Origin of the sequence: Actinoplanes sp. NPDC051513 (genome assembly GCF_044454685.1) — a bacterium.
In the GTDB taxonomy this organism is placed as follows: Bacteria; Actinomycetota; Actinomycetes; order Mycobacteriales; family Micromonosporaceae; genus Actinoplanes.
In genome coordinates this window covers 385,860-398,783 of record NZ_JBITDW010000001.1, presented here as the reverse complement: position 1 = coordinate 398,783, position 12,924 = coordinate 385,860, and the positions used below count along the sequence as shown (strand labels likewise).

The 12,924-nt window shown below is 73.3% G+C and carries 10 protein-coding genes; 8 read left to right on the top strand and 2 right to left on the bottom strand.

What is annotated here, in order from left to right; translation table 11 throughout:
• Positions 1-22: 22 nt before the first annotated feature.
• On the top strand, positions 23-1,573 hold the full coding sequence (locus tag ACIA5D_RS01900) for a hypothetical protein (protein ID WP_396027928.1): 1,551 nt from the start codon (positions 23-25) through the stop codon (positions 1,571-1,573).
• 32 nt (positions 1,574-1,605) lie between these two features.
• On the top strand, positions 1,606-2,616 hold the full coding sequence (locus ACIA5D_RS01895) for a class I SAM-dependent methyltransferase (RefSeq protein ID WP_396027927.1): 1,011 nt from the start codon (positions 1,606-1,608) through the stop codon (positions 2,614-2,616).
• Here ACIA5D_RS01895 and ACIA5D_RS01890 read toward each other — a convergent pair.
• Positions 2,610-3,095: a CAP domain-containing protein gene (locus ACIA5D_RS01890; RefSeq protein WP_396027926.1), complete on the bottom strand. Its 486-nt coding sequence runs from the start codon at positions 3,093-3,095 to the stop codon at positions 2,610-2,612. The two genes, ACIA5D_RS01895 and ACIA5D_RS01890, sit on opposite strands and share 7 nt — an antisense overlap.
• Positions 3,096-3,317: 222 nt before the next feature.
• Between ACIA5D_RS01890 and ACIA5D_RS01885 the strand changes: the two genes are divergently transcribed.
• Together ACIA5D_RS01885 and ACIA5D_RS01880 are read left to right on the top strand one after the other, a co-directional pair.
• Positions 3,318-5,498, top strand: a complete 2,181-nt coding sequence (locus ACIA5D_RS01885; protein WP_396027925.1) for a glycosyltransferase — start codon at positions 3,318-3,320, stop codon at positions 5,496-5,498.
• A 1-nt stretch (position 5,499) separates the two neighbouring features.
• The gene (locus tag ACIA5D_RS01880; RefSeq protein ID WP_396027924.1) at positions 5,500-6,174 is read left to right on the top strand and encodes a hypothetical protein; all 675 of its coding nucleotides are present in this window, start codon (positions 5,500-5,502) and stop codon (positions 6,172-6,174) included.
• A 57-nt stretch (positions 6,175-6,231) separates the two neighbouring features.
• On the opposite strand, the gene ACIA5D_RS01875 is transcribed toward ACIA5D_RS01880, so the two are convergent.
• The gene (locus ACIA5D_RS01875; RefSeq protein WP_396027923.1) at positions 6,232-8,250 is read right to left on the bottom strand and encodes an acyltransferase family protein; all 2,019 of its coding nucleotides are present in this window, start codon (positions 8,248-8,250) and stop codon (positions 6,232-6,234) included.
• A gap of 55 nt (positions 8,251-8,305) precedes the next feature.
• On the opposite strand from ACIA5D_RS01875, the gene ACIA5D_RS01870 reads away from it, so the two are divergent.
• From ACIA5D_RS01870 to ACIA5D_RS01855, 4 genes are read left to right on the top strand one after another with little or no spacing between them, the layout of a single operon-like run.
• Positions 8,306-9,919 (top strand): hypothetical protein, encoded by a 1,614-nt coding sequence (locus ACIA5D_RS01870; RefSeq protein WP_396027922.1) that lies wholly within the window; start codon positions 8,306-8,308, stop codon positions 9,917-9,919.
• Positions 9,916-10,935, top strand: coding sequence for a glycosyltransferase family 2 protein (locus ACIA5D_RS01865; protein ID WP_396027921.1), 1,020 nt, complete (start codon positions 9,916-9,918; stop codon positions 10,933-10,935). The genes ACIA5D_RS01870 and ACIA5D_RS01865 overlap by 4 nt, the downstream gene beginning before the upstream one ends.
• Complete coding sequence (locus ACIA5D_RS01860; protein WP_396027920.1) at positions 10,932-12,494, top strand: hypothetical protein; 1,563 nt, start codon at positions 10,932-10,934, stop codon at positions 12,492-12,494. Before ACIA5D_RS01865 ends, ACIA5D_RS01860 begins: the two co-directional genes overlap by 4 nt.
• On the top strand, positions 12,491-12,865 hold the full coding sequence (locus ACIA5D_RS01855) for a GtrA family protein (RefSeq protein ID WP_396027919.1): 375 nt from the start codon (positions 12,491-12,493) through the stop codon (positions 12,863-12,865). The genes ACIA5D_RS01860 and ACIA5D_RS01855 overlap by 4 nt, the downstream gene beginning before the upstream one ends.
• The last annotated feature ends 59 nt before the right edge of the window (positions 12,866-12,924 follow it).

Here is a 12,924-nt window from a genome sequence, read left to right as displayed (position 1 = left end):
GGGCGGCCTCGTTGGCCGCCGTATGACGACGGTCATCCCCAAACCCCGCATCGCGATGCGCTTCGTCGTCGAGGGCCCGCCGATCGGCGCGTTGTGGCGTCGCGCCCTGCTGCGGGCCGCGCTCGTGCCGCTCGTCGTGCTGGCCCCGATCGTCGCGCTCGCGCCGACCGCCGACCACAAGTACAACGTGTACTGGCACGGCGGGCTGTTCCGCGACGATCCCGCGCAGATCGTGCCGCACACGCTCGAGTCTTTGCCGGGCTACCTGCGCAACGGCAACTTCCGGCCGCTCGGGCGGATGCTGGAGAAGCTGGCCGACCTGGCCGCGTACACACTGGGCGACGTGCTCGGCCTGCCCGCGAACGTGGGCCTGCGCGCGGTGTCGATCGCGGCGGCGATGCTGCTCGGGGTGGCCGTGCTGGTACTGGCCGAGAGTGTGGTGGCGCGCGGCCGGCTGTTCCGCACGCCACCGTCCACAGTGGCCGCGATCGTGCCGTTCGCGGTCGGCGCGATCCTGGTGGCGGCCGGGCGGTCCAGCCCGGTGGTCCTCTTCGGCGGGCTCTACTTCACGACGGCCGCGCTGGTGCTGCTGGTGGCCGCGGCGGTGGCGCGGCTGACGAGACTTCGTGCGTGGCAGATCGTGCCGCTGCTGGCGGGCGGGGCGGCGCTGGCCGCGTTCAACGAGCTCACCTATCTGGCGCTGCCGCTGGCCACGGTCGCGGTGGCGGCGCGCGGCCGATGGGTGCTCGACATGACCTGGCGGGCGATTCTGGCCGGCGCGGCGAGCCGGGCGCTGGGCCTGCTGTGGGTCGGTTTCCTGCCGGTCTTCGTCGCGGTCCGGGTGGTCATCCAGCGCTACTGCGGCGAAGGCCCGTGCTACCACGGCTCCGACGTCGCGTTCGGCTCCGCGGTGACAGAAGCATTTCCCGTACGCCTCATAGCATGGCTCCCGCCGCTGGAGTGGCAGAGCGCCGTACGCGGCGGCGGCGCCCTCTCCGCGCTGGTGCTGAGCCTCGCCCTCGCCGCCCTGGCCCTGCTCGCCTGGGTCGCGATCCGCGATCTGCGCCGCCTCGAGACCGTCGGCCGCCCGTCCGCCACCGCCCTGGTCCTCGTTGCCGTGGCCCTGGTCGCGCTCGGCGCCGGCCTGGCCTCGCTCAGCGCCGATGTGCAGCAGTTGGTGGCCGCGCACCGCTGGGGCCAGGGCTGGCGGGACACCGCCGTCGTCGCGCCCGGCGGCGCGCTGCTGCTGGTCGCCGCCGCCCACCTGGCCCGCCCGCGCCGGCTGCTGCTCGGCGCCCTGATCGCCGTGCTGGTGGCCGCGGCCGCGGTCTCCGCCACCACCAACAAGCGTTTCCGGGACACCGTGATGGAGTCGCCGGTCGCGCGCCTCGACGATCGCCTGGCCCAGGAGGTCGCCGACTTCGACAAGACCCCGTCCGGCGCGGCCCGCCGCTGCGCGCTGCGCGCCGAGTTCCTCGCGCTCAACCCCGGCGGCGCCACCCTGGCCCGGCGCTTCGACACGGCGTTCGACGCCGCCGCCCAGCAGCGTGCCGGACAGCCGTTCTGTGCGTAACCCGCCGGGGGCGCGGGCGTTGACGAGGTGTGATGCTGAGCCGTTTGCGGAAACTCAACCGCCGTCAGGCGGCCCTGTTGGGCGCCGCGGCCGTCCTCTGCGCCGCCGACGCCGCGAGCGCCCTCACCGGCCACCTCGGCCTCGCGCTCACCGTCCTCGGCGTCTTCGGTTGCGGGGTGGTCGGCGGCCTGCTGCTGCTCGCCCGCCGGCTGACCGGGCTGCTCGCGGCCGAGCGGGCCGCGCAGCGCGAGGTGCGGCAGGTGCTCGACCACACCCAGCGCCGGCTGCTCGGCGCGGTCGAGGAGATGCTGCTCACCGCCGGCGACCGGCACCGGGAGCTCATCGACACGCTCGCCGCCCAGCAGAAGGCCGCGGCCACCGGCACCGACCGCCTGCTGCGCGCGCAGACCGGCGAGGTCGAGGCGCTGGTGCAGCTGTTCCAGGGCTTCGCGCCGCGGGCGCCGATGCCGCCGTCCGGCGGGTTCGCGCTCAACCCGATCGACCTGCTCGACCTGCTGCAGCTGATCCGCACCCGCCGGCCCAAGCTGGTGCTCGAGCTGGGCAGCGGCACGTCGACGATCTGGATCGCGTACGCGCTGGAGAAGGCGGGCGGGCGGCTGGTGTCCCTCGACCACGATCCCGGCTACGCCGAGAAGACCCGGGCCGCGCTGGCCGCGCACGGGCTCACCGAGGTGGCCGAGGTGCGCGACGCCCCGCTGCGTCCGGTGCTGCTCGACGGCCGCAGCTTCCCCTGGTACGACACCGACGCGCTGGCCGACCTGCGCGAGGTGGATCTGCTGCTGATCGACGGTCCGCCGGAGAAGACCGGGCCGGACGCCCGCTACCCGGCCATGCGGGTCCTCGAGGACAAGCTGGCCGACGCGGCGACCGTGGTCTTCGACGACGCGCACCGGCAGGAAGAGCAGATCGCGCTGCGCAAGTGGGTGGAAAGCATCGAGGGCCTCACCCAAGAAGGTGAAGCCCCCGGAAGACATGCCGTTCTCTCGTACCGGCGCATGGTGCGCCAGCTGGCCACTCAGTAGCCGAACTCCTGGGTGTAGTACAGGTTGCCGGACTTCGAGTAGACCGCGCCGACGCCGACCGTCTTCGCCTTGCAGTTGAGGATGTTGGCCCGGTGCCCCGGCGAGGCCATCCACGCCTTCACGACGTCGACGCCGGTGCGGAAGCCGTACGCGATGTTCTCGCCGGCCGGCTGCGGGTACTTCGCCGCCTTCACGCGGGTGACGAAGGTCGAGCCGGCGGCGCCGGTGTGACTGAACGCGCCGGTGCGGGCCATGTAGGTGCTCTGCACCCGGGCCGCGGTGGTCAGCCGGGCGTCGACGTGCACCGACTTGCAGCCATTCAGCAGGCGCTGCTTGTTGGTCAGGTAGGCGATGTCGCCCTGGAGCTTGGCCTCGCTCACCACCGCGGCGTTCGCCGGTGCGGCGGCCATGACCGTGCCGAGCAGGGTGGCGGGGATCATCGCGATCAGGGCCAGACGCTTGGAGATCTGGGTACGCATCGAGTCGGCTGCCTTTCGGTGGTCGGCTCGCGGCTGCTACCGCCGCGTTCACCGACCAAGTTCGGCCCCGCCGGAGCCGGGATGACCCGTTGGCGGTTGCCTTGCCGGGGCCTCTGGGTTGCCGGACGGTTGGCTGCCGCACGACGGTTGCCGTCACGGTGCACGCCGGTTTCTCGTTGGGAGTCCGGGAGCTCAGCGCGCCAACCGAGGGAGATCCACAACGTGCCCGCGACCGTCTACGACGTTGCGATCCTGTCGGACTTCCGGTACCCGGGCGGCACCTCGGCCAGCATCGCCGCGGAGGTGCACGCGCAGGCCGAGGCGGCCCTCTCCACCGTGCTCGTGCACGTGCCGTCGCCGCACCAGCCCAAGACCCTGCCGTTCAGCCCGCGCATCAGCGACCTGCTGCGCGACGGGGTGGCCACGCTCGCCCGGGACGACTCGCCGGTGGAGTGCAAGCTGCTGCTCGTACGCCAGCCCCGGATCTTCACCGAGGACCTGTCGGTGGTGCCGCGGATACGCGCCGAGCGGACCGTCATGGTCATCAACCAGCCGCCGGGTGACGCCGGCAACCCCTACCGCTACTACGACTTCGCGGCCGTCCGCGACCGGGTGCACCGCTACTTCGGCCCCCGGGTGGAATGGGCGCCGATCAGCTCCCAGGTGCGCGACCAGGTGCGGCAGGTCGAGCCGGACGCCCGGCTCGCCGACGCCGACTGGCACGAGATCATCGACGTGGCGCACTGGTGGCGCGACCGGGACGGTTTCGTCGGCGACGTGCCGGTGATCGGCCGGCACGGGCGCGGCGACCCGGTGAAGTGGCCGCTCGACCCCGACGAGATTCTCCAGGCCTATCCCGCCGACTCCTCGTCCCGCGTCCGCGTGCTGGGTGGCGGCGACATCGCGGTGCGGCGGATCGGGCACCGGCCGGAAAACTGGGACGTGGTCCCGTTCGGCGCCGAGTCGCCCGAGGAGTTCCTGCGCACCATCGACTTCTTCGTCTACTTCCACGACCCCGACCTGGTCGAGGCATTCGGCCGCACCATCCTCGAGGCGATGGCCAGCGGCGTCCCGGTGATCATCGGTGAGCATTTCCGCCCCACGTTCGCCGACGCGGCTCTCTACAGCACCCCGGCCGGCGTGGCCGGCCTGGTCCGCGACCTGTACGCCGACCCGGCCCGCTACCGCGCGGTGGCGAGCCGTGCCCGCGAGTTCGCCGAGCGCCGCTACGGACACCAGTCCCACCTGACCCGCCTGGCCGGCTTCGGTATCCGTCCGCAGATCTCCCCTTGTCCTGAAGGCGCGCCGCCGCCCGGGCCCGCGCCCACCCGGCGTGTGCTCATGGTCAGCGACAACGGCGCCGGCATGGGCCACCTGTCCCGGCTGATGGCCATCGCCCGCCGGCTGCCGGCCGACCACTCCGCGGTGATCGCCACCCAGTCGTACGCGGCCTCGGTCGCCCACGGCGAGGGATTCCTCACCGAGTACATCCCGTCCCGCAAGGTGCTGCAGGCCGCGCACCCGCGCTGGACCGCGCTGCTGCGCGACCGCCTGGCCCACCTCATCGACCTGCACGAGCCGGCCGTGGTCGCGGTCGACTGCCTCCCGCACGCCGGGATCGTCGAGGCGGTCCGCGACCACCCGCAGCTGATCTGGGTCTGGGTGCGCCGGGCCATGTGGCAGCGCGGCGTCGGCGCCGACTGGATCACCGAGGGCAAGGTCTTCGACCACATCCTCGAGCCCGGCGAGTTCGCCTCGGTCGTCGACGAGGGCCCGACCGTCGCCGACCGGCCCAACGCCGTCCAGTTCGACCCGGTCACGTTCCTCGACGAGAGCGAGCTGTTCAGCCGTTCCGAGGCGCGGGCTTCGTTGGAGCTGGACGATCGGCCCGCGGCGCTGTTGCAGCTCGGGGCCGGGAACATCAACGACATCTCCTCGCCGGTCGCCCGGATCTGCCGCCACCTCGCCGAGCGCGGCTTCCAGCTGGTGCTGGCCGAGTCGACGATCGCGACCACGCCGATGCCCCGGGTGGCCGGCGCCAAGGTGGTCAAGCTCTACCCGGTGAGCCGCTATCTGCGTGCCTTCGACCTCACCGTCAGCGCGGCCGGGTACAACTCGTTCCACGAGCAGATCGGCTTCGCCATCCCCACGGTCTTCCTGCCCAACGCTTCGACCAGGCTCGACGACCAGATCGGCCGGGCCCGTTTCGCGGCGGCCACCGGCGTGGGGCTGACCGTCGAGGATCCGGCCACGGGCGAGCTCGAGGAGGTGCTCGACCAGGCCGCGCGGCCCGAGGTGCGGGCCGGGTTGGCGCACCGCTGCCGGGAGCTGGCATTCGAGAACGGCGGCGGCGCGGCCGCCGCGTGGCTGAGCGGGCTGCGCGCCCGCCGACACGGAGGCTGACGTGAGCGACCTCAAGGTTCCGTCCCGCCGGGTGGCGCTGGACGCGCCCGAGCGTGCCCGCTGGGAGCTGGCCGCGATGGCCGGCCGGATGCGCTCGCTCGAGGCACGGCTCGCCGAGGAGCAGGAGAGCGCCGAGACCGCCCGCAAGGAGCGCGACCGCGAGCGCAAGCGCCTCGAGCGGCTGCGGGAGAGCGAGTCCTACCGGCTCGGCCTGGGGCTGGTGTCGCTGGTCAAGGACCCGGTGCACACGGTGCCGCGGCTGACCAGGGCGGTGATGCGGCGGATGCGCCGCCGCCGGCCGGCGGGCCGGCCCACAGAGGTACGGCGCGCGCCTGCGGCCGCGCAGCGCCCGCCCGCCCACCTGTACGTGGCGATCGGGCTGGACATCGCGGCGGTCCGCGAGTTCGTGCTGACGCTGCGGCAGCGGCTGCTGGTCAACCCGGACCACCGGCCGGTCGTGGTCACCGACTGCCCGTCGTTCGCGCTCCTGCGCGACTTCGGCGTGATGATCGAGTACCTGCCGGACCGGGCCACGTGGGAGCGGCACCGGCCGGACAAGCCGTGGGACGACGTGCTCACTCAGCGGCTGTCCCGCCTCTACCGCGACCACGAGACCGCCCGCACCGTCATCGTGGACCGCGCCCAGCCGCCCACCCTGGCCGACCTGCTGCGCTAGCAGCCTTTGCTCTGCTCACCAATGCGCCCGGGAGGTTATTTTCCGGTCAGGGCAAAGTCAGCGGAGCCGGGCGCCCAGCAGGGGCGCGAGGGCGCGGGCGTACGTCGTGGTCATGTGGTTGGAATCGCGGTAGACGAGCAGGTTGCCGACCACGGCGGGGCACGCGTCGGTGCAGAACCAGGCGGTCGGGTCGATCACGTCGCCGTACGTGAGAAAGACCGCACGTTGCTCGGGGCCTCGGATCGCGGATCGCAGGCTGCGGGTGCAGTTGCCGGCGTGGCCGGCGTTGGCCGGCTCGGCCAGGCACTCGGGCACCGACCCGCCCATGTACGGGGTGTCGGCGATGGCCGCCACCCGGGCGCCGCTGGCGCGAAGCTGGTCGAAAGTGGTGTCCCAGGCGGCCTTCCACTGCGTGGGCAGGTCGGCGGCCGGGCGCGCCGGGCGGTAGTTGAAGCTGGAGCCGATCACCACGAGGCTCGGGCGCAGCCGGGTGATCCGGGCGATCGCCGAGCGGTGGAAGGCGGTGCATTCGGTGTACTCGCGCTTGAGGGTGTCGTGCCACAGTGGGACGTCGGCGGCCGAGCAGGAGCTCTTGGTCAGCTCGACGAGCCGCCAGTGGCGCTCGGTGGCTAGCCGTTCCAGCGTGGGGAACCACTGCGCCGCATGGGAATCGCCGAAAAGCACGACCGTCTCCCGGCCGGCGGGATCGCCGTAGACGCAGCCCGCGGGCGCGGTGGTGACCGGGACGTCGGCGTGGCAGCCGTCGGTCCAGACTCGTGGCCGGTCGCGGGCTGCCTTCGTCAGCGCGGGGGTCAGGTTGGCCGGCAGCGGGCCCAGCCGGCGGCTCGCCTCGATCGCCGCGCCCAGGTCCTGCTCGGCGCGCTTCGACGTGGCGAGCGTCTTGCTGAGGTCGGCGCGGCGGGCGCCGGCCGGTACGGCGTGCGGCAGCAGCGCGAGCGCCACCGCGACGGCGGCGACCGTGCCGCACAGGGCCGCCCCGAAACTCAGGCCCCTTGCCCGCAGCACGGGCCGGTGCCGCAGCGGGTTCTCCACCACGTGATAGGTCACCCACGCCAGTCCGAGGGCGAGCAGCGCCTTCGCCACGCCGCTGCCGATCGGGACGATCAGCAGAACCGGCCAGTGCCAGAGGTACCAGCTGTAGGAGAGCCGGCCGATGGCCTGCAGAGGACGGACTTCGAGGAGGCTGTTTCCGCCGGCCGCGATGACCGCGACCGCGCCGGCGACCGGGAATGCGGCGCGCCATCCGGGGTAAGCGGTGGCGTCGTCGTAGCCGATTGCCGCCGCGAGGATCGACATGAGCCCGGCCCAGCCGACGATCTTGGGCGTGCTCTTCCACCTGGCCGCGCCCAGCGCGAGCAGCGCTCCGGCGCCGAGCTCCCACGCGCGGGTGTGTGGTCCGAAGTAGGCCCACGGCGCCGACCGGGCGGTCTCGGTGACGCTCAGCGCGAACGAGACGACCACCAGCACGCCGAGGACGGCCGCGAGCGGGCGGCGACGGCGCCACAGGTGCGCGGCGGCCAGGATCAGCAGCGGCCAGAACAGGTAGAACTGCTCCTCGACGGCGAGCGACCAGAAGTGCTGGAACGGCGAGGGGGGCCGGTCGGCGCTGAGGTAGTCGGTGCCGATCGCGGCGAAGCGCAGGTTCGCGACCGACGCGGTGGCCGACAGCGCATCCCGGCAGTACTCGCCGAGCCGCACCACGGGCAGCACGAACCGGGCCGCCACCAGGGTGGCGACCAGCACCACGGCGGCGGCGGGCAGCAGGCGTACGGCACGGCGGCGGTAGAACCCCGTCACCGAGATGCGCCCGGTCCGCTCGGCCTCGCGCAGCAGCAGCGACGTGATGAGGAACCCGGAGATGACGAAGAAGACGTCCACGCCCACGTAGCCGCCGCCCAGCCCGGGCACGCCGGCGTGCGCCGCCACCACGAGCAGCACGGCCACCGCGCGCAGCCCCTCGATGTCCGGCCGGAAGAAGGGCCGGGCCTCGACCGGCATCGGCTCGGAGCGGGGCGGGGCGGGGGTGGGAACAGCCAGGTCCGCTACATTGCGCACCCTCCACCCAACGTGCGGCTCGCAACTTTCGACTCGGCGCGGTCGTTGCTTTTTCGTGACCGCCGAGATCATCGAGGTGCCGCGGCAGGCCGGCCCGACAGCGCCCCCGCCGGGTGCGCCGGCCCCGCGCCGGCCGTGGCGGGGACTGCTGTGGCGCTGCGTGCTCGCGCCGCTCGTCGTGCTCGCGCCGCTGGTCACGCTGACGTTCTCGGCCGACCATCGGTTCAACGTCTACAACAGCGGCGGACTCTGGGCCGCCCATCCGTGGCGGCTGGTGGCCGAGGCGGTCACCTCGGTGCCGCAGTACCTCGACCGCGGCAACTTCCGTCCACTCGGCCGGGTGCTGGAGTGGTCGCTGGACGTCGCGGCGTTCGGGCTCACCGGCCTGTTCGGTCTACCGGCCACCATCGCGCTGCGGGTCGTCTCGTTCGCGGCGGCGATCTTGCTGACGGTCGCGGCCGTGGTGCTCGTCGAGGCGGTCACCGCGCGGCGGCAGCGGCTGTTCGCCGGGCCGCCCTCGGTGGTCGCGGCGCTGCTGCCGTTCGCGATCGCGGCCGGGCTGGTCGCGGCCGGCCGGCTCAGCACGACCGTGGTGTTCGGCGGTCTCTACCTGACCACCAGCGCGCTGGTGCTCGGGGTCACGGCGTGGGCCTGCCGGGCGCGCCGCGCGGGCGTGCTCGTGGTGCTCGTCGGGGCGGCGCTGGCGGCCTTCAACGAGCTCGCGTACATCGCCGTCCCGCTCGCGACGGTGGCCGTGCTGCTGCGCGGCCGGCTCGTGCTCGGTCTCGACCGGCGCGCGCAGCTGCGCAGCGCCTCGGCACGGTTCGCCGGGCTGCTGTGGGTGGGCTTCCTTCCGGTCTTCGTGCCGGTCCGGCTGATCATCCGGCAACGCTGCGCGGGCGGCGGCTGCTATGTGGGTTCCGACATCGCGTACGGCGGAGCGGCCGCGACCCTGCCCGACCGGCTCGTCTCGTGGCTGCCGCCGCTGATGTGGCCACGGGCCACCGGGGGCGAGTTCCCGCACCTGGCCGCCATGCTGCCCGCGCTTGCGTTCGTCGCGCTGGCGCTGCTGGCCTGGCGGGCCCTCCGCGACGTCGCACGGCGCGGAGAATCCGGGCCTGTTCCGGGCCGGCGCGCGCTGCCCACCCTCGACGGCCGGCAGGCGCTCGCGCTGGCCGGCGTCGCCGCGGCCCTGCTCGTCCTGGCCGGGACGCTCGCCTCGCTCAACGCCGACGTCCAGACCCTGGCCGCGGCCGGCCGGTGGGGGCAGGGTTGGCGGGACAGCGGGCTGACCACGGTCGCCGGCGGCATCCTCGTGCTCGCTTTCTGGCGACGCTTCGTGGTCGTGGCGCTCGCGCTGCTCGTGGTCGCCGGCACGGTCTCGGCGGCCGCCAACAAGGACTTCCGGGACGCCTCCGCCGGTGGCCGGTACCCGTACCTCTATGACCGGATCGCGCAGGAGGTGGCCGGCTTCGACCGGACGCCGGAGGCCGACGCACGACGCTGCGCCCTGCGTGACGCCTTCATCCAGACCTCGGCCGGCAACCACCACGGCGTGGCGGACCGGCGGGAAGTGGAGCGCTTCGACATGAGTCTCGACCGGGCGACCCGGCAGTTGGCCGGGCGCCGCTTCTGCAGCGTAGCCAAAGAAGCGAGCACAGTACGATGAGCCCGCTGCTGTCGGTGGTGGCGCCCATCTACAACGAGGGGCCGGGCGTCGACCGCTTCGTCCGGCGGCTCGGCCAGGTGCTCGGCGACGCTCATCTGAACTACGAGCTGGTGCTCGTCGACGACGGCTCGGCCGACGACTCCTGGGACCGCATCGTCCAGCACGCGCTCGCCGACGACCGGGTACGCGGCGTCCAGCTCTCCCGCAACTTCGGCAAGGAACCGGCGGTGCTCGCCGGGCTCGAGCATGCGGCCGGGGACGCGGTCGTGGTCATCGACTCCGACCTGCAGCACCCGCCCTTGGCGATCCCGGCGATGGTGCAGCGCTGGCGCGACGGCGCGCACGTGGTCGAGGCGGTCAAGCGCAACCGCACCGGGCAGGGCCTGATCGGCCGGCTCGGCGGCAAGCTGTTCAACCGGGCGTTCACCCGGCTGACCCAGGTCGACCTGGTCAACGCCACCGACTTCCGGCTGCTCTCGCGCCCGGCGCTGGACGCCCTGCTGCGGATGCCCGAGCACTCCTCGTTCTTCCGCGGCACGTCGAGCTGGATCGGCTTCCGGCGCGTCACGATCGAGGTGGACATCGACCACCGGGAGGGCGGGGCGTCCCGCTGGACGGTCCGGTCGCTGTTCCGGCTCGCGGTCAACGGGCTCACCTCGTTCACGTCGGCGCCGCTGCACCTGGTGACGCTGGGCGGGCTGGCGTTCGCGGCGTTCGCGGTGCTGCTCGGGGCGCAGACGCTCATCAAGTGGCTGCGCGGCGGGTCGGTGGCCGGGTTCCCGACCGTCATTCTGCTGCTGCTCGTGATGGGCACGTTCGTGCTGCTCGGGCTGGGCGTGATCGGTGAGTACCTGGCGCGGATCCACGAGGAGGTCCGGGGCCGGCCGCGCTATCTGGTGCAGGAGAAGTCGGCGCGGGCCGTCGCCGAGGTGCCCGAGCAAGCCGAGGTGCCCGAGCAAGCCGAGGTGCCCGAGCAAGCCGAGGTGCCCGAGCAACTGGTGGCGGAGCGGAAGTGACCGCGCTCCTTCCCGACGAATCGGATATTTCGCTTCGATCTGGCAAGCCCTGGCGGCGGGTCTTCCTGCACTGCCTCGTCATGCCGGTCGTGGTGACCGCGCCACTGCTGTATCTCGCCGGGAATGCCGACCATCGGTACAACGTGTACTGGCACGGTTCGCTCGTGCAGGACCGTCCCTGGCGGATGGTCACCGAGAACCTGCGGACCGTGCCGATGTACTTGGACTTCGGCAACTACCGACCGGTCGGTCGGATGGTCGAGTGGGCGCTGGACACCGCCGCGTACCTCATGGTCGAGATCACCCACCTCCCGGCGCAGGTCGGTCTCCGCCTGATCTCGGCGCTCGCCGCCGCCGTGCTCACCGCCGCGGCGGTGGTCTTCGCGGAGGCCGTCACCGCCCGCGGCCGCATGTTCGCCGGGCCACCCGCTCGCACGATCGCGCTGCTGCCGTTCGCGATCGGCTGCTGCCTGACCGCGGCCGGCCAGGTGAGCAGCACGGTGCTGTTCGGCGGTCTCTACTTCCTCTCCGCCGCGCTGGTGCTCGGGGTCGCCGCCGTGGTCTGCCGCGGCCCCCGGCCCGGCCTGCTCGTGGTGGCCGCCGGGGCCGGGCTCGCGGTCTTCAACGAGATGGCCGCGCTCGGCCCGCCGCTGGCGACCGCTGCCGTCCTGGCACGCCACGCCTGTACCGGCGCCTGGTCCCGCGGACGGCCCGTTCGGAGCCGGGCGGTGGCGTTGCGGCCGGTGCTCCTGCTGTGGCTCGGCTTCCTGCCGGTGTTCGTGCCGGTCCGGGTTCTGCTGTACCTGTCGTGCCGGGACGGCAGCTGCTACGGCAACTCCGACGTGCTGCTCGGGCCGGGCGTCGGGGCCGCGTTCACCAACCGGGTCACGTCGTGGCTGCCCCCGCTGCAGTGGGGCGACGCGCTGCGCGACGGTGGCGCGGTCGGCCAGGTCGTCCTCGGCGTGGCGGCGCTGGTGCTGGCGTTGCTCGCCGCGCGCCTGTTCGCCGGCCTGCCGGGGCTGCCCGGGCTCGACCGCCGGCAGGCAAGCGCGCTGGCCGCGGCGGGCGGCGCGGTGCTGCTGCTCGGCGGAATGCTCGGCTCGCTGAACGCGCAGACCCAGGCGTTCGCGGCCGCCGGCCGGTGGGGCGCCGGCTGGCGGGACGGCGGCTTGCTCGCGGCCGGCGGCGGGCTGCTGCTGGCCGGGCTGCTCGCGTTCGCGGCGCGGGCCGTGGCGGCGCGGGTGGCGCTCGGCGCGTTCGTGCTGCTGGCGGCCGGGACGGTGGCGGTCAACCAGGCGTTTGCCCAGGCCGCGAACCGGATGCCGTACGCGGTCGTCACCGGCGCGGTCGCCGCCGAGGTCGCTCAGTTCGACACGACGGCGGCCGGCAACGCCCGGCGGTGCGAGCTGATCGAGCGGTTCGGGGAGTTGTTCCGCGCCACGCGCTACTCGCGCTTCGCGGCCGGCGAGCTGCCGGGCACGCACAGCGTGGCGGAGCGGATGTCGGTCACCGCGTCGATGGCGACCGAGCAGATGTACGGGCGGCCGTTCTGCCGATGATCGCCCAACTTCTCCGGTACGCCGTCAGCGGCGGCGCCAGCGCCCTCACCCACTTCGGGGTCGGCCTGGCGCTGGCCGGGGGCCTGCACGTCCGGCCGGTCGCGGCGTCGACGGCCGGATTCGTCGCGAGCATCGTCGTCTCGTACGTGTTGCAGCATGCCTGGGTCTTTCGCTCGCACGCCGGCCATGCGGTAGCCGGCGGCAAATTTCTCACGGTGACCGCCGCGGCATTCGCCCTCAACACCGTGGTGCTCTGGGTCGGCACCGAGGTGCTCGCCGCGCCCTTTCCGCTGGTGCAGGCGGTCGCCCTGGTCGCGATCCCGGTGCTCAACTACACCCTCAACTCGCGCTGGACCTTCCGCGTCTCCTGACCTGATCAACCTTGACTTGATCTGCACTGCGGCGTCATGACGTGGCGATGGCGCGAAGC

Coding starts and splice junctions, on each gene's coding strand:
- ACIA5D_RS01855 (WP_396027919.1), top strand. CDS start 12,491: ATGATCGCCCAACTTCTCCGGTACGCCGTCAGCGGCGGCGCCAGCGCC.
- ACIA5D_RS01865 (WP_396027921.1), top strand. CDS start 9,916: ATGAGCCCGCTGCTGTCGGTGGTGGCGCCCATCTACAACGAGGGGCCG.
- ACIA5D_RS01895 (WP_396027927.1), top strand. CDS start 1,606: ATGCTGAGCCGTTTGCGGAAACTCAACCGCCGTCAGGCGGCCCTGTTG.
- ACIA5D_RS01900 (WP_396027928.1), top strand. CDS start 23: ATGACGACGGTCATCCCCAAACCCCGCATCGCGATGCGCTTCGTCGTC.
- ACIA5D_RS01890 (WP_396027926.1), bottom strand. CDS start 3,095: ATGCGTACCCAGATCTCCAAGCGTCTGGCCCTGATCGCGATGATCCCC.